The following is a 15,606-nucleotide window of genomic DNA, read 5'->3' as shown; positions in this document are numbered from 1 at the left end:
ATAAATATAGCACAATGTAAGAAATTTCGTCACGTTTTGCAGCTTATTTTTTTAAAGGAAACATCTGCTGACGAAAATTTTTTATTTTCCTCTTTTCAAATCGTAATTATTACGATACAATAACTCAGGACATTAAATCGTAATCATTTCTATCTATTAGATTGAGAGGAGACATTTTCTACATGAAAAAAATCTTTTTTATTTTAACAGCTGCTCTATTCGCGATCGGCCTTGCCGCTTGCTCAAGCAGTGCGGGCACTAATGCTTCAAAAGGAAAGACAGACGGGAAACTAATCATTTACACCACGATCTTTCCAATCCAAGATTTCACTGAAAAAATTGGCGGCTCTCACGTTCATGCTCAAAGCGTGTATCCTGCCAACGCAGATGCACACAGCTTTGAACCAAGTTCGAAAACGATGGTTGAAATGGCTGAAGGTGATGCCTTTATCTATAGCGGCACAGGGGCTGAAGCATTCGCAGACAAAACTGCTGCCACATTAAAAGACCAAGGTGTGAAAACAGTCAAAGCAGCCGAAGGCATCAAATTGTTATCGACAAATGAAGAACATGCACATGAAGAAGGTGAAGATCATGACCATGAAGGTGAAGACCACGACCATGATCATGACGGGCACGATCACGGAGATAAAGATCCTCATGCATGGTTAGACCCAGTTTATGCGCAGCAAATGGCGAAAAACATTAAAGACACACTCGTCTCATTAGATCCAGATCATAAAGAAGAATACACAAAAAACTATGAAAATCTGAAAAAAGATTTACAATCCCTAGATCAAGAATTCAAAACAACGTTATCTAAAGCTAAACATAAAGAAATTCTTGTTTCTCACGCAGCTTATGGTTATTGGGAAAAGCGCTATGGAATTGAGCAAATCAGTGTTTTAGGATTATCTGCTTCCGAAGAGCCATCACAAAAGCAGCTCGAAAACATTGTACAAAAAGCAGAAAAGCATCACATTCAATACGTTATTTTTGAAAACAACGTCAGCAGCAAAGTATCAGATACGATCCGCAGTGAAATTGGGGCAAAAAGCTTAACCCTTAAAAATCTAGAATCCATTACTGAAGATGATGCCAAAAATGGCGAAAGCTACATCAGCTTAATGAAACAAAACTTAAAGACATTAAACACCGCTTTAAATGATTAATGTTTTGAACCCCGGGCTTTATCAGCCGGGGTTTTTTGCTGTAAAAAAGCACACCGTTATCAGGCGTGCTTTTTTGATTACATTTGATATTTTTTCTTAAACAGCTCGGCTCTTCCGCCTTTTTCTCCGAATTTTTGGCGTCCTGTATAAAAAGGATGCGTATCAGAGCTTGTTTCTACTTTAATGACAGGATACGTTTTCCCATCTTCCCACTCTACTGTCTCATTTGATGTCTTTGTTGATCTACTCAAGAAGCGGTAACCGCTGTTTACGTCCATAAATACAACTTCATGTGAGGTTGGATGAATATCTCTTTTCAATGTCAAAACTCCTTTCGTTATCAAAACGTAATGATTACGCTTTATAATTATATTCTACTCCCTCTTATACAACTTGTCAAAAAACAAGCTTTCTTAGTCAGGAAGAATAATCTAAAAATGGTGGAGAATAATAAGCATCATGAAAAAGAGAAGCGATAAGAAAGGCGGAGAAAAAATTGACTGATCTCGTTTTAGCTAGAAGCCTGTTCGGCACAACCATGGGCTTTCATATTATTTATGCCTCGCTTGGCGTTGGCATCCCGCTAATGATTTTGTTAGCTGAACTCATCTTTCAAAAAACGAAGGACCCGCATTATGCCATCATGGCCAAGCGATGGACAAAAGCACAGGCTGTTCTGTTAGGAGTCGCCATTCCAACAGGTACTATTGCTGGTACGCAGCTTGCCCTTTTATGGCCAGGTTTTATGGAGGTTATCGGAAAAGTCATGTCACTGCCATTCCAGATTGAAATCTATGCGTTCTTTATAGAAGCATTATTTATGTCTATTTATGTGTACGCAGCGGATCGCCTATCAAATGCAATGCGCATCATTACGGTTATTTTTATCGTCATTGGTGCAGCTGCATCAGCGATTCTGATTACAAACGTACATGCTTTTGAAGGGACACCTGCTGGCTTTCAGATGGTGAATGGAGAAATCACAAATATCGAGCCTTGGAAGGCCTTTTTCAATCCAAGCTTTGCTGTGACTGCTACACATGTTGTGCTGTCTGCTTTTACAACAGGTGCTTTTGTCATTGCTTCAGTTGCAGCTTTTAAAATGCTCAAAACTAAAAAAAACGAGAAGCTCTATTCATTTCATCGAAAAGCCCTTTTTCTTGGACTCATTGTAGGAGGACTTTTCTCTTTTCTAACAGCCTTAAATGGCCACGAATCCGCTCAGCTTCTGTATGAATATCAGCCTGAAAAGCTGGCTGGAGCTGAAGGTTTATTTGAAACGCAATCACATGCGCCTCTTGCAATAGGTGGTTTTACGGATGCTGATTCGCAGGAAATTAAAGGTGCGATCGAAATTCCTTGGGCGCTTAGTTTTCTCGCAGGAAATAGCTTTGATACGGTGGTCAAAGGCTTAAATGATTTCCCCCGTGACGAGTGGCCGCCTTTATTTATACACACATTATTTAACGGCATGGTCATTATTGGATCGGTGCTCATTCTATTTGCGGTATTAGCACTGCTTTATCGTAAAATTTTAAAACGTGAAAAATTTCCGAAGTGGCTTCTTTTTCTTTACTTATTCGGCGGGCCTCTTAGTCTTTTGGCTATTGAATTTGGCTGGATCTTTGCTTGTACAGGCCGTCAGCCATGGGTCATCTATCGAATGCTCAAAACCTCCGAGGTTGTCACATCATCTGGCTCGATCGGGACACTTTTTATCCTTTTTGCCATTGTCTATCTCATCTTAGGCATAGCAACTGTTATTGTGCTGACGTACTACTTTAGAAAACATACGATTGAAGAAGACCTACGGTTAACAGAATCTTAAAAAGGGAGCGATCTTGATGCAAATGGATGTTACAACTGATGCGCTCATTGCAATCACCATCTTATGGGGGTTCGTTTTTATCTATGCAGTGATGGCATCAATGGATTTCGGCGCAGGATTTTGGTCGATGATTTATATGAATAGAGAACAAACAAAGGCAGCTAATATCGCAAATAAATATCTTTCTCCAACATGGGAAGTGACAAACGTCTTTATTGTGGCCATCGTTGTCGCATTGTTTAGCCTGTTTCCAGGTGCGACCTTTGTACTTGGTACCGTTTTATTAATACCCGGCAGCATCATCTTATTGCTTCTTGCACTGCGAAGCGGTTTTCTCGTGTTTTCTCATTCACTGCCTAAGAAATACCGAAAAGCGGTGACTTATATTTCAGGGATCAGCGGCTTTATCATTCCGTCCATCCTGATCATGGTTCTTCCAATTACCCATGGTGGATTTATCTTTCAGGAGAACAACGTCTACTCTTTAGATCTTGGACTGGTCTTTACAAGTGCAAATGTTTATTCTTTTGTCGGCTTTGCCATTTTCAGCACCCTTTTTCTTTCGTCCTTGCTTTTAGCTGATTTCTCTAATGTAGCTAATGAAGATGAAGCTTACAGCATTTATAGAAGAGGGGCGCTCATTACGGGTCCACTTTCACTCATGATGGCCTTTTTTATCATGCTGACATTACGAAGCGAGGCGAATTGGCTGTTCACAAAAATGATGCAGAACATCCCTATTCTTCTTGTATCTCTCCTAATGTTCCTGCTAGCAGGACTAGCTCTATTTTTACCAAACAGCCGTTTTAAGCATCGGAAAGGGAGACCACGCCTTGCCGTCATTGCGATTACCATTCAATATTTCTTAGCAAGCTACGTGTACGGGCGTGCTCACTTGCCTTACATGGCCTATCCAGATATTACAATCATGTCTGGATTTACAGACCCTGTCACATTTAGGGCATTATTCATCACCTATATTGTAGGTTTTATCATCTTATTTCCTGGGTTCTATTTCTTCTGGAAATTATTTATGAAGGATAAGCGCTATATTCGTCAGGAAGATTAACATGAATGGACGTGCTTCATTTCGGTTACATTATAGATGAAAGACATACTCAAAAGGAGGTCATCTGTATGAGTCAAAAAATCCTTTGTGAAGTCAATAACTGTTCCTATTGGAATGCTGGAAACCGCTGTGGTGCAGATGCAATCTATGTCGTCAGCCACACAGGAAATACGGCTGAGAAAAGCGAAGAAACGGATTGTAAAACGTTTAAACCACAAGATCTTTAAGTCTCATTAAAGGAGGCGCTTCAATTTGAAACATGATCGGCTGCTTCAAACGTTTTTTGACGAAATTCATGACGCGGATGAAGCCGCATTCCATCAAGCCGCTCACTCCTTTTTAAACCTTTGGGATTATGAATATGGACATGCAGCAAACATGCCCAATGAAATGCATCAGTATATCGGACAGCTTGCTTATGACAGCGAGCTGGTTGAAGAGTAAGAAAGAGCGGATCACCGCTCTTTCTTTTTTGTTCAGACAGGAAGGAAAAACTTTCTCTCACTTTACATAGATTCTATTTGATATGCAAAAGGTGATTCCTTCGTTTTTATCTCACAAAATCATGTTTTGTAAACACGTCGATTTTATCTGAAAACGAACGGAGCGCTTGGTAATCAACTTCCACGCCCATTCCTGGCGAACGAGGCACCTCAATAAACCCATTTTCAACCTTAATTTCAGGAAAAATGATATCCTGCTCCCAAAATTTTGACGAAGCTGAAATATCACCGGGAATTGTAAATTGAGGAAGCGAAGCAAGTGCCACGTTCTGCGCTCGGGAAATACCTGTTTCAATCATCCCTCCGCACCATAGCGGAATTTGGTGCTCCTTACTGAACGTATGAATTTTAAGAGCCTCTGTCAGTCCGCCAACTCGTGAAGGCTTCACATTAATAATTTGACAGCTGCCAAGCTCTACAGCTTTTCTGGCATCAGCTAAAGAACAAATACTTTCATCTAAACAAATTGGCGTTTTTAAATGCTTTTGCAAATGGCGGTGGTCCACAATATCATCTGCAGCTAGAGGCTGTTCAATCATTAATAAACGAATATCGTCGAGCTGCTTAAGCTTGCTAATATCTTTTAATTCATAAGCAGAGTTTGCATCTGCCATTAATGGCAAATCAGGAAAAGACTCTCTTATCTTTTGAAGAAGTCCAATATCTTGTCCCGGTTTAATTTTTACCTTCACCCGCTGATAGCCTTGATCAACAAATTGCTGGATTTGCTCAAGCATATCGTCAATAGGGCCTAACCCCGCCACAACACCAGATGGTATTCTATCTTTTGTGCCGCCTAATACATCGCGTAAAGACTTATTCTCACGCTTCGCATAAATATCCCAAACAGCCGCTTCAATGCCTGCTTTCGCCATCCTATTGCCTTTAAAATGATACAGACTGTCAGGTATTTCTGAAGGATGTGTAAAGGTGCGCGTCAGCACGTTCGGGATAAAGAAAGCCCTCAGCATATGATAGCAAGTCTCAATTGTTTCTTCTGTATACCACGGAGAAGAAAAGGCAGATACCTCTCCCCATCCAGTCAATCCTGTTTGATCTTTTACTTCAACAATAATAAACTCACGCTCTGAAATGGTTCCAAGACTTGTTGTAAATGGTTGTTTAAGCTTCATCGTGACATGATATAAAATTACTCGTTCAATTTGAATCATTTGAAAACCCCTTTGATCTGAGTCTGTGCCTTTGCAATTTATTTGATGCATTTCTTGGCAGCTCGTTCACAAAGTGAAAAGCGGCGGGCCATTTATATTTGGCTAAATGCGACTCACATAAAGCATAGAGCTCATTCTCCGGTATCTTATCATCTGTTACAAGGAAAGCTGCAGGTACCTCTCCCCATCTATCATCATACATACCCGTTACTCCGGCTTCCTTTACATGCGGATGTGTTAACAGAACCGCTTCAATTTCCGCAGGATAAATATTTTCTCCGCCAGAAATAATTAAATCTGAACGGCGGTCAAGCACAAATAAGAACCCTTCCTCATCCACATAGCCAATATCACCCGTTTTCAGCCAGCCCTCATCAAAGGCAGCCGCGGTCGCTTCTTCACGGTAAAGGTATCCTTTCATCACATTTGCACCTTTCACCATAATTTCGCCATGCTCAAAAGGACGGCAAATGCGATCATCATCTAGAATTTTCAGCTCACAACCAAAAAGAGGTTTTCCTGCTGACCCAAGCTTCTCTACACTAAATTCAGGTGCAAGCGTCACAATTTGTGAACAGGTTTCCGTCATACCGTACGATTGAAAGACAGGAAAGCCCTTCTCTTTGCTTTCTTGGAGCATCGCATAAGGCGCAGGTCCTCCGCCTAATAAAAGACAACGCAAAGAAGATGGACATTCTTCTAGTCTGCTTAATAAACGAGCTAACATCGTCTGCACAACAGAAATCATCGTCACACGATGCCGTTCAATAGAATCCTTCACTTCATCGACGTCAAACTTCTGATGAAGCACGACTGTCATTCCATATATTACAGACTTAAATAAGGCAGATAAGCCGCTAATATGAAAAAGAGGCAGGGCAATGAGCCAGCGGTCATCCTCTCTGAGACCCAAATTCAATGCAGAGGAAACGGCACTATGAAAATGATTGCCAAACGTTTGCTCTACCCCTTTTGGACGTCCTGTTGTCCCAGATGTGTACATGATGGTCGCTGTTTCATTCAAATCAATTCCGCTCTCGATTGTCTTTTCATGGCCTTTCTCTGGTTGAGGTAAAGTTTCGATTGTATAAACGGGTAAATCACCCTCATGATCGCTTGCATAACTAGATTCTGTTAATAACGCCACTGCTTTTGCATCTTCTAGCTGATAGAGCCTTTCAGCTTTTGTCAGCTTATTATTCAATAGCACGATTTTTACCCCTAATAAAAAACAGGCATGTACAAGCAGCACCATATGAGGATGATTGTTCATCAAAAGCGCAACCGTTTCCCCTTTTTTCAATGATGCCTGTGCAAGTCTATTTGAAAGCTCGTCCGCTTCTTGAGCTAATTCGTGAAATGTCCACTCTGTCTCTTGATAAATAAGTGCAACTCGATCTGGCGTTAAATAGGCACGGTGCAGCAGCCAATTAGGTTGCTTCATCATGACACCTCCTTTTCGTAAAAGAAAACAGCTTAGTCTGATGCACTAAGCTGTTGTTCATTGATATCATTGAATCAAGGGAAACGCGGGAACTGGCCGAAGTCCGGCTTGCGTTTTTCCTTAAAGGAATCGCGTCCTTCTTTTGCTTCATCTGTTGTGTAATAAAGAAGTGTCGCATCTCCTGCAAATTGCTGAATTCCAGCTAATCCATCCGTATCTGCGTTAAATGCAGCCTTCAAGAATCGTAAAGCAGTCGGGCTCTTTTCTAGCATCTCCTCACACCACTTCACTGTTTCCTCTTCAAGCTGATCTAATGGGACAACTGTGTTAACAAGTCCCATATCAAGCGCTTCTTGTGCATTGTATTGACGGCATAAGTACCAGATTTCTCTCGCTTTCTTATGACCAACAATACGTGCAAGATAGCCTGAACCGTAACCGGCATCAAAGCTGCCTACTTTTGGACCTGTTTGTCCAAAAATCGCATTATCTGCTGCAATTGTCAGATCACATACTATGTGGAGAACGTGTCCGCCTCCGATTGCATAACCTGCAACCATTGCAACAACTGGCTTTGGAATGACACGAATCAAACGCTGTAAGTCTAAAACATTTAGACGTGGAATTTGATCGTCTCCTACATAACCGCCATGGCCGCGGACTTTTTGGTCTCCACCAGAACAGAATGCTTTTCCGCCAGCACCTGCAAGTACGATCACACCAACTTCTGAATTATCACGAGCTCGTGAAAATGCATCGATTAATTCACTAACAGTCTTTGGGGTAAACGCGTTATGTACGTGTGGACGATTAATCGTAATCTTTGCGATCCCATTATACGTTTCATATAAAATTTCGTCATACTGACGCTCAGTTTGCCATTCAATAGCCATCAATATTTCCTCCTCTAATCTTGCGCTAAAATAAACTCACTTACTATTTTACCAAAAAAATGTGGTTGTTCCACATGAACTGTATGCCCAGCATGCTCTGCCAATATGAATTGACTTTCCTTCAGCTCCTGCTGCATACGTTTGCCGATATGGCAGAACTTTTCATCAAGCGTTCCGCAAATAAGCAAAACAGGCAAATGAATATGCTTTAATGCCTTCCAAACAGACGGCTGTGAACCTGTTCCAATGCCTTCTAAGCTGCGAGCCAGCCCAAGAGGATTGGCTTTCAGTCTTCCCTCTCTCAGTTCAGTCTGCCTTTCCGCTGATAAAGTTTTCTGCGAAGCAAACAAAGGAATACTTTCCCAAAAATCCACAAACTTCACTAAGCCTTCATGCCTGATTTTTTGAGCAAGCTGATGATCCTGCTTCAGTCTTGCCATCCGCTCTTTAAAAGAGTGAAGCCCTGGAGACGTACTCTCAAGGATCAGTTTGTTGACACGATCTGGATAACGAGCGGCAAATGATAAAGCAATACGCCCTCCCATAGAATATCCGAGAATATTCACTTTGTGAAGCTTTAATTGGTTTAAAATCTCTGCAAGATCTGCCAGCTGCTGAGACATGGCATATCTTCTCACACTTTCTGGCGAGTCCGTACGCCCATGTCCGAGCAAGCTGACCTGAATCAGTCTTGTATTCTCCAAATAACCATTCAAGAACGTCCAAGACACTGCACTTCCAGTGAAGCCGTGTAAGCATAATGTGGCATTTGCTGCCGAAGGGTTCTGATCCACCACTTCGTACGCTACCCCATCACGCATTCTTATGATGAGAGAAGGCATTCTTTTTTCACTTCTTTCAATATGTCATCCATCATATGACGATGCTTGTCTACACGGGAATGACGATCTGTTTCAATTTCAATTAAATGAAGCCCAGGTTCATCGATATGCGCCATATACACATCATGTAACTCTTGTTTCGTTGCGGGTTTCGAATAGGTTCCCCCATATAACTTCGATGCATACTCAAAATTCAGTCCTGTCGGCGTTCCAAAGAGCTTTTCATAATAAGGTTCATCAGACGCCTGCGGAAGGAAAGAAAAGATACCTCCCCCATCATTGTTTATCAAAACCACTGTCAGCGGAATGTCCATCAGCTTAGCTGCAAGCAGACCGTTCATATCATGGTAAAATGATAAATCTCCAATGACTAAAGTGACAGGCTGCTTCAAAGCTGCATACGTGCCAAGTGCTGTGGACACAACGCCGTCAATGCCATTTGCACCGCGATTCGCCATCATTCGAAAAGGCTTGGACTGAGTTTCAAAAAATGTATCTACATCACGAATCGGCATACTATTTCCGATAAAAAGGACACTCTCTTTTGGCAAGAGGTGCTGAAGCTGACGATATACATTCCCTTCAAAGGACAAATCCTCATCTGAATAGCGGGCTGCATTCGTTCTGAATGAAGAATTAGCATTCTGCCACCGGTTTAAGAAACTTGTCTCTTTACGTTGGACTGCTTGCTTTAATGCTGCTTCTACAAAAGCAGCCACATGACTTTCTATAACGTATGAAGCACTTAACCCAGGATCACGGAAACCTCCGGCAGCATCTACAACAATCTGCTTCACTTCCGCATGTTTTTCCAGCCACTTGAATAAAGGCTTAGATACAGGCATCGGTCCAAAACGAATGACCATATCCGGCAATAGATGCTGCTGTAATGCTTCATCTTTTAATAAAGAATCATACGCATCGATAATGAGATCTTGATTTTCATGCCCGTTGCGCAAAAGAGAAAGTGGGTCAGCTAAAATAGGTAAATGCAGGGCTTTCGAAAGGCGTAAAACTGCCTCTTTTTCTTCCTGTGTATGAAGTTCACCAGCCACAATCAATCCCTTTTTGGATTGGTTCATGACGGTTACGATTTCAGACATCACCCGATCATTAGGGAAAGCCTGACCTGCTGCTAATACCTTTTTCGTATCCTCTTTTTCTCGCGAGAAAGGATCAATAGACAGATCAGGAAGCAATGGCTCTCTCAGAGGTACATTGACCTGAACAGGCCCCTTTGGCTCCTGCATCGACATGTGATTTGCTCTCGCAGCTGCCGCCTGAACATAACGCAGCATCGTTTGACTGTCCTCCGGCAATGCTAAGTCTGTGAACCATTTAACAAACTTACCGAATAAGAATTGCTGATCAATCGCTTGAGGTGCCCCAACTTCCCTCAATTCGTGCGGCCGATCAGCAGTTAAAACAATAAGAGGTACACGAGAATAATGCGCCTCTACAACGGCTGGATAAAAGTTAGCAGCTGCCGTACCTGATGTACAAATAAGCAGCACTGGTGATTGACTTGCTTTTGCAAGACCAAGCGCATAAAAAGCAGCAGACCGTTCGTCCACTAAAACATGAACATGGATGTCTTGATGAGCAAGAGCCAGCATCGCAAGCGGAGTTGAACGAGAACCAGGACAGACAACTGCCTCTTTCACACCACCTTGGACGAATTCATCCATCAATCTGCCTATATATGTTGTCATGATGTGATTATTCAATAGGATGACCTCCAAGAGCAGACAGCATTGGTCTTAACTTCACTTGTGTTTCTTCATACTCCTGCTTTGCAAGGGAATCCTCTACAATTCCGCAGCCAGCGAACAAACGAACTCGGTCTTCCTCAATAAGACCTGACCGAATGGCTACAGCAAATTCTCCATTATCCTGAGAATCAATCCAGCCTACCGGCGCTGCATACCAGCCGCGCTTGAGCGGTTCGATTTCACGAATCACTTCAACCGCCTTTTCCTTTGGATATCCGCCTAGTGCCGGCGTCGGGTGGAGCTGCTCAATTAATGAAAAGAGGGAACAGCTGCTTTTAATTTCTCCCACAATCGGTGTAAACAAATGCTGAATGTTTTTTGTTTTATAAAGACTTGGTTGATTTGGTTTATGCACATGAAGGCAATTGGCTTCAAATGCTTGCTCAATCATATTGACGACAATTTGATGTTCAATCAAATTCTTCTCATCATGCAGCAGTTCCTCACCTAATGCGTGATCCTGCGCTTCATCTTTTCCGCGAACAATGGAACCTGCTAAACAGGAGGAAAAGACCTCTCCCCCGCTTTTTTTCACTAAGCGTTCCGGCGTCGCTCCGACAAATGCTTGTCTTCCCTGTTCAACCGCAAATACATAACTCGTTGTTTGATGCTTTAATAATTCCGCTAATAGTGGAGCGAGTTCAATTTGATTTTTATAGTGAAGCAAGACTTCTCTTGCTAAAACAACCTTTTCATATTCGTTTGCACGAATGTGGTCTGTCGCTTCTTGGATCGCCTTCATCCATTCCTTCACATCCAGCTCTTCCACATGAACAAGTTCAGCTTGTCCACCAGTCCGAACTGGTAATGTCTCGAAACGTGAGGCTTTTTGTTCTAATTCCTGAATAAGCTGATGAACATTCCCGTCCACCTGCTTCCACTCATTGATCGTAAGAAAACTGCCTTCTTTTGAAACAGTCAGCATGATCGATGGCACAAAAAAATGAGCCTCGCCAAATGCTTCCCAATGACACGCCTTCTCTTCATACGGATCAAACGAGAATCCTCCAAATAAAAGCGGACCAACAGCCGCTTGCTTTAACTCCTTCTCATCATGAAAATGGAACATGTGCTGCTTGAGCTGTTCCCATTCTTGATGGACTATATCGAATCGTTCCTTGCCTTGCTCAGATGATTTAATGACGGCCGCTCTGCCAAGTCCAGAAAATATCATTTGGCTTTCTGGATCAGACCAAAAAAACCGCTCGCCTAAAAAATCCGCTTCGCCGCTTTGGAAAAAGGCAAGAGGATCCAGATCGTCAACTCTTCTGGAGTAGCTTATCAAAACAGCATGGTTGACGTTATTCGCTTCTTCTAATGTCGCAAGCGCTTCCTGCCGGAAAGTACTTTGCACTGTTGTCACCATGATACATTCCTCCAAAATCCATGAATTACATAAAAAATAAAAACATAATGAAAAAATACATGAACATTCGAATATGTCGAATGACCTGCTTTTCTATTATAAACCTTAACAGATGAACTTAGTAAAGAAAACAGCTTCTAAAACCTCGAATCCTTATTATATCACGCTTTCAAGATTTTTTCGCTCCTCCTTATTGAAACGAGAGCATCTAAAGCAAAATGGCAGGACCGTTCTAAAATCAAGCTTTCCTTCGATATGGCAACGATTAGCAAACATCTTTTTCCCGATTCATCGCATCAATATATTGACACCTTTTTGAACTTTGCTAAACTGGAATTTGGACGTGTACGTATTTTTTTATTTAAAGGAGTATATTTTATGCAGCATCAATCGATATCAGATCAGCTTTCACCAATAAAGCCTGATAAAAACTGGCGTATTTGGTGGAATTTACTACGACCGCATACACTAACAGCGGCATTTATTCCCGTTACTTTAGGAACTGTTTTAGCACTTCCAAGTGGTCAAATACATGTTGGGCTATTTTTAGCCATGCTGTTTGCATCTATGTTTATCCAAATCGCAACAAACATGTTTAATGAGTACTTTGATTATGTTCGCGGGCTGGACAACGAGAAATCTGTCGGCATCGGCGGAGCCATTGTAAGAAACGGTGTGAAGCCAAAGACAGTCCTCAGCCTCGCTTATGCATTATTTGCGCTTTCTTTATTACTTGGGGTCTATATTTGCATGATGTCTAGCTGGTGGATTGCACTAATAGGACTTATTTGTATGGCAGCAGGCTATTTCTATACTGGCGGCCCTGTACCAATTGCATATACACCGTTTGGAGAACTTGTTTCAGGTGCTTTTATGGGATTAGGAATCATCCTGATTAGTTTCTATATCCAAACAGGCACACTGACGTCTAAAGCAGTTCTCATCTCACTACCAATTTCTATTTTAGTTGGTGCCATCTTACTGTCGAACAATATCCGTGATTTAGACGGAGATAAGGAAAATGGACGAAGAACACTTGCTATTCTTGCTGGACGCAAAGCTGCAGTGAACATTTTACTTTCCATGTTTTTGGTATCATATGTACTCATTTTTGTTTATATCTTCACAGATATCGTCGGTCTTTGGAGTCTTCTTGTTTTACTCAGTGTGCCAAAAGCCTATACAGCCATTAAAGAGTTTAAGCAAAAAGAAAAACCGATTGAATTAATGAATGCCATGAAATCTACAGCTCAAACCAATACATTTTTTGGTTTTCTGCTGACGATCGCTTTGATCTTACAATACTATATCGCGTAACAAAGAACGCCTGCAGCCGCAGGCGTTTTTTAATAAGGAATTGCTTCAAATTGGAACTAGTCTTACATACAAAATTGCTCATACTAACAATATGTTTGATATGAAAGGATGATCGCTTTGTTGTCAAAAGACGAATTACATCATTTTAAGCAGCGCCTTCTCGATGAAAAGAAAGAACTTGAAGCCAAAAGCCATGACGATGAACAGAAAGTATCCTTTCCTTACGATTCAGTCGGAGAACTATCTGCCTATGATAACCACCCGGGTGATCAAGGGACAGAGCTGTTCGAGCGTGGGAAAGATATTGCTTTAAACAGTATGGAACATGAACATTTGCTAGACATCAATGAAGCACTTCAAGCCATTGCAGACGGCTCTTATGGACTATGCAAGGTCTGTAAAGCCCCTATTCCAAAGGAACGCTTAGAAGCCTTGCCTACTGCCGTCACATGCACAGAGCATTCAAAAGAACAGACCGTTTCACAAAACCGTCCGATTGAAGAGGATTTATTAAGTCCGCCAGCGGGACAATTTGAAAATGAAGAAAGTGCTGCGTACGATGGAGAGGATGCCTACCAAGACGTAGAACGCTACGGAAACTCTGAGACCCCGTCTGATATGGAATTCCCTCCTCTGACATACGATGATGTGTATACACAATCAGAAGATGAAGATTATGTGGAGGACTACGAAGGATTTGCAGCTGCTGATATTGAAGGAAAAGCAAGCAAGGTGTATCCGAACAAAGCACACGAGGCCTATGAAGAAGCATTAGACGAAGAAGGTGTCATGACGGTATTTGGTGACTTGAAACCGTACGAGGAAGAACCTTATACAGAAGAAAATCATTAGTCCCCTCATATTGGGGGCTTTATGTTTATATCATGTAATGTTTGGGAAATCACTTTAAGAGTGAATTTGATTGGAGGAGATTCTTGATGGCTAGAAAAAGTATCATTTGGGCGATTGTCGTCTTCTTTATTACATACGCACTATTCTCTATTGCCGGATTCTTGTTCCCCATCGACAGAGAATGGTATGACGCATTAAATAAGCCAGAATGGACACCTGGTGGCGGTGTGATTGGTGCTGTGTGGGCTGTCTTATTTGCACTCATCTCATTGTCCGCAGCGATCATTTATGGAAAATATGGTTTCCAAAAAATCACTTTACCATTTTGGATTCTTTTCCTTTTAAATTACGTATTCAATCAAGCCTTTAGCTTTTTTCAATTTACACAAAAGGATTTGTTTGTGGCTACGATCGACTGCCTGCTCGTTGCACTGACAGCACTTGCACTTGTCATCGTCTCACGTAAACTAAGCAAAGTTGTTCCAATTTTACTGATCCCTTATGTCTTATGGGGCTTCTTTGCGACATACTTGTCTTATACGATCTATTCCATGAATATGTAAAAAAAGACCGCCATGATAGCGGTCTTTCGTTTTGAAGAAAACAAAAAAGAGATCTTTGACAAGATCTCTTTTAAAAATGACCCGTACGGGATTCGAACCCGTGTTACCGCCGTGAAAGGGCGGTGTCTTAACCGCTTGACCAACGGGCCATACAATAATGGCGGAGAAGGAGGGATTTGAACCCTCGCGCCGCTTACGCGACCTACACCCTTAGCAGGGGCGCCTCTTCAGCCACTTGAGTACTTCTCCATTTGGCTCCGCAGGTAGGATTCGAACCTACGACCGATCGGTTAACAGCCGATAGCTCTACCACTGAGCTACTGCGGAAGATCATGGTGGGCCTGAGTGGACTCGAACCACCGACCTCACGCTTATCAGGCGTGCGCTCTAACCAGCTGAGCTACAGGCCCATGAACAGATATACAAATGGAGCGGGTGATGGGAATCGAACCCACGACATCAGCTTGGAAGGCTGAGGTTTTACCACTAAACTACACCCGCAAAAATATGTATGGGGCGATTGATGGGAATCGAACCCACGAGTGCCAGAGCCACAATCTGGTGCGTTAACCACTTCGCCACAACCGCCATACTATGAATATTTTTATAAAAGTGGCTCGGGACGGAATCGAACCGCCGACACACGGATTTTCAGTCCGTTGCTCTACCAACTGAGCTACCGAGCCAAGTATTATTTTGAAAAATGGCGGTCCGGACGGGACTCGAACCCGCGACCTCCTGCGTGACAGGCAGGCATTCTAACCAACTGAACTACCGGACCATTTTGGTTGCGGGGGCAGGATTTGAACCTGC

15 protein-coding genes and 8 tRNA genes are annotated in these 15,606 nt (G+C 42.2%); 8 read left to right on the top strand and 15 right to left on the bottom strand.

Going from position 1 to position 15,606, the window contains the following annotated elements; all coding sequences use genetic code 11:
- Positions 1-182: 182 nt before the first annotated feature.
- The gene (locus ACP69X_RS16940; protein ID WP_041086804.1) at positions 183-1,172 is read left to right on the top strand and encodes a metal ABC transporter solute-binding protein, Zn/Mn family; all 990 of its coding nucleotides are present in this window, start codon (positions 183-185) and stop codon (positions 1,170-1,172) included.
- A 77-nt stretch (positions 1,173-1,249) separates the two neighbouring features.
- On the opposite strand, the gene ACP69X_RS16935 is transcribed toward ACP69X_RS16940, so the two are convergent.
- The gene (locus ACP69X_RS16935) at positions 1,250-1,492 is read right to left on the bottom strand and encodes a type B 50S ribosomal protein L31 (RefSeq protein ID WP_041086807.1); all 243 of its coding nucleotides are present in this window, start codon (positions 1,490-1,492) and stop codon (positions 1,250-1,252) included.
- Positions 1,493-1,668: 176 nt separating this feature from the next.
- Here ACP69X_RS16935 and ACP69X_RS16930 point away from each other — a divergent pair, with 176 nt between their 5' ends.
- From ACP69X_RS16930 to ACP69X_RS16915, 4 genes are all read left to right on the top strand, one after another.
- On the top strand, positions 1,669-3,000 hold the full coding sequence (locus ACP69X_RS16930) for a cytochrome ubiquinol oxidase subunit I (protein WP_041086809.1): 1,332 nt from the start codon (positions 1,669-1,671) through the stop codon (positions 2,998-3,000).
- A 22-nt stretch (positions 3,001-3,022) separates the two neighbouring features.
- Positions 3,023-4,069 carry a cytochrome d ubiquinol oxidase subunit II gene (locus ACP69X_RS16925; RefSeq protein ID WP_169510868.1) on the top strand — a complete coding sequence of 349 codons (1,047 nt, stop codon included), beginning with the start codon at positions 3,023-3,025 and terminating at the stop codon, positions 4,067-4,069.
- A gap of 68 nt (positions 4,070-4,137) precedes the next feature.
- Positions 4,138-4,296: a DUF1540 domain-containing protein gene (locus ACP69X_RS16920; protein ID WP_008360682.1), complete on the top strand. Its 159-nt coding sequence runs from the start codon at positions 4,138-4,140 to the stop codon at positions 4,294-4,296.
- A 25-nt stretch (positions 4,297-4,321) separates the two neighbouring features.
- Positions 4,322-4,513, top strand: a complete 192-nt coding sequence (locus ACP69X_RS16915; RefSeq protein ID WP_041086813.1) for a hypothetical protein — start codon at positions 4,322-4,324, stop codon at positions 4,511-4,513.
- 106 nt (positions 4,514-4,619) lie between these two features.
- On the opposite strand, the gene menC is transcribed toward ACP69X_RS16915, so the two are convergent.
- From menC to ACP69X_RS16885, 6 genes are all read right to left on the bottom strand, one after another.
- Positions 4,620-5,744 (bottom strand): o-succinylbenzoate synthase, encoded by a 1,125-nt coding sequence (gene menC, locus ACP69X_RS16910; RefSeq protein ID WP_041086815.1) that lies wholly within the window; start codon positions 5,742-5,744, stop codon positions 4,620-4,622.
- The gene (locus tag ACP69X_RS16905) at positions 5,731-7,191 is read right to left on the bottom strand and encodes an o-succinylbenzoate--CoA ligase (protein ID WP_426052898.1); all 1,461 of its coding nucleotides are present in this window, start codon (positions 7,189-7,191) and stop codon (positions 5,731-5,733) included. The genes menC and ACP69X_RS16905 overlap by 14 nt, the downstream gene beginning before the upstream one ends.
- A gap of 71 nt (positions 7,192-7,262) precedes the next feature.
- Positions 7,263-8,081 (bottom strand): 1,4-dihydroxy-2-naphthoyl-CoA synthase, encoded by an 819-nt coding sequence (menB, locus tag ACP69X_RS16900; RefSeq protein ID WP_039180914.1) that lies wholly within the window; start codon positions 8,079-8,081, stop codon positions 7,263-7,265.
- A gap of 14 nt (positions 8,082-8,095) precedes the next feature.
- Positions 8,096-8,923 (bottom strand): 2-succinyl-6-hydroxy-2,4-cyclohexadiene-1-carboxylate synthase, encoded by an 828-nt coding sequence (gene menH / locus ACP69X_RS16895; RefSeq protein ID WP_073978699.1) that lies wholly within the window; start codon positions 8,921-8,923, stop codon positions 8,096-8,098.
- Positions 8,905-10,650: a 2-succinyl-5-enolpyruvyl-6-hydroxy-3-cyclohexene-1-carboxylic-acid synthase gene (menD, locus tag ACP69X_RS16890; protein WP_423358065.1), complete on the bottom strand. Its 1,746-nt coding sequence runs from the start codon at positions 10,648-10,650 to the stop codon at positions 8,905-8,907. Before menD ends, menH begins: the two co-directional genes overlap by 19 nt.
- Positions 10,643-12,061: an isochorismate synthase gene (locus tag ACP69X_RS16885; protein ID WP_411243021.1), complete on the bottom strand. Its 1,419-nt coding sequence runs from the start codon at positions 12,059-12,061 to the stop codon at positions 10,643-10,645. The genes menD and ACP69X_RS16885 overlap by 8 nt, the downstream gene beginning before the upstream one ends.
- Positions 12,062-12,439: 378 nt before the next feature.
- Here ACP69X_RS16885 and ACP69X_RS16880 point away from each other — a divergent pair, with 378 nt between their 5' ends.
- The 3 genes from ACP69X_RS16880 (at position 12,440) to ACP69X_RS16870 (ending at position 14,793) form a co-directional block, all read left to right on the top strand.
- Positions 12,440-13,378 carry a 1,4-dihydroxy-2-naphthoate polyprenyltransferase gene (locus ACP69X_RS16880; protein WP_024424940.1) on the top strand — a complete coding sequence of 313 codons (939 nt, stop codon included), beginning with the start codon at positions 12,440-12,442 and terminating at the stop codon, positions 13,376-13,378.
- Between the two features lie 117 nt (positions 13,379-13,495).
- Entirely contained in the window at positions 13,496-14,230 is a 735-nt protein-coding gene (locus ACP69X_RS16875; RefSeq protein WP_411243023.1) for a TraR/DksA C4-type zinc finger protein, read from the top strand.
- 86 nt (positions 14,231-14,316) lie between these two features.
- Complete coding sequence (locus ACP69X_RS16870; RefSeq protein ID WP_024424942.1) at positions 14,317-14,793, top strand: TspO/MBR family protein; 477 nt, start codon at positions 14,317-14,319, stop codon at positions 14,791-14,793.
- 77 nt (positions 14,794-14,870) lie between these two features.
- Here ACP69X_RS16870 and ACP69X_RS16865 read toward each other — a convergent pair.
- The 8 genes from ACP69X_RS16865 to ACP69X_RS16830 all read right to left on the bottom strand — a co-directional run bounded on the left by ACP69X_RS16865 (position 14,871) and on the right by ACP69X_RS16830 (position 15,574).
- Positions 14,871-14,942 (bottom strand) — tRNA-Glu (locus ACP69X_RS16865).
- Positions 14,943-14,951: 9 nt separating this feature from the next.
- Positions 14,952-15,042 (bottom strand) — tRNA-Ser (locus ACP69X_RS16860).
- A gap of 3 nt (positions 15,043-15,045) precedes the next feature.
- Positions 15,046-15,120: transfer RNA gene (locus tag ACP69X_RS16855), tRNA-Asn, on the bottom strand.
- A 6-nt stretch (positions 15,121-15,126) separates the two neighbouring features.
- A tRNA-Ile gene (locus ACP69X_RS16850) sits at positions 15,127-15,203 on the bottom strand.
- Between the two features lie 17 nt (positions 15,204-15,220).
- Positions 15,221-15,294: transfer RNA gene (locus tag ACP69X_RS16845), tRNA-Gly, on the bottom strand.
- Between the two features lie 11 nt (positions 15,295-15,305).
- Positions 15,306-15,381, bottom strand: a tRNA-His gene (locus ACP69X_RS16840).
- Between the two features lie 25 nt (positions 15,382-15,406).
- A tRNA-Phe gene (locus tag ACP69X_RS16835) sits at positions 15,407-15,479 on the bottom strand.
- Positions 15,480-15,497: 18 nt separating this feature from the next.
- A tRNA-Asp gene (locus ACP69X_RS16830) sits at positions 15,498-15,574 on the bottom strand.
- Positions 15,575-15,606: the final 32 nt, after the last annotated feature.

The organism is Bacillus sp. DC4300-2b2 (assembly GCF_049895685.1).
In the GTDB taxonomy this organism is placed as follows: domain Bacteria; phylum Bacillota; class Bacilli; order Bacillales; family Bacillaceae; genus Bacillus; species Bacillus safensis.
The sequence above is the reverse complement of the archived record's forward strand: the minus strand, read 5'-3'. Positions and strand labels throughout refer to the sequence as shown.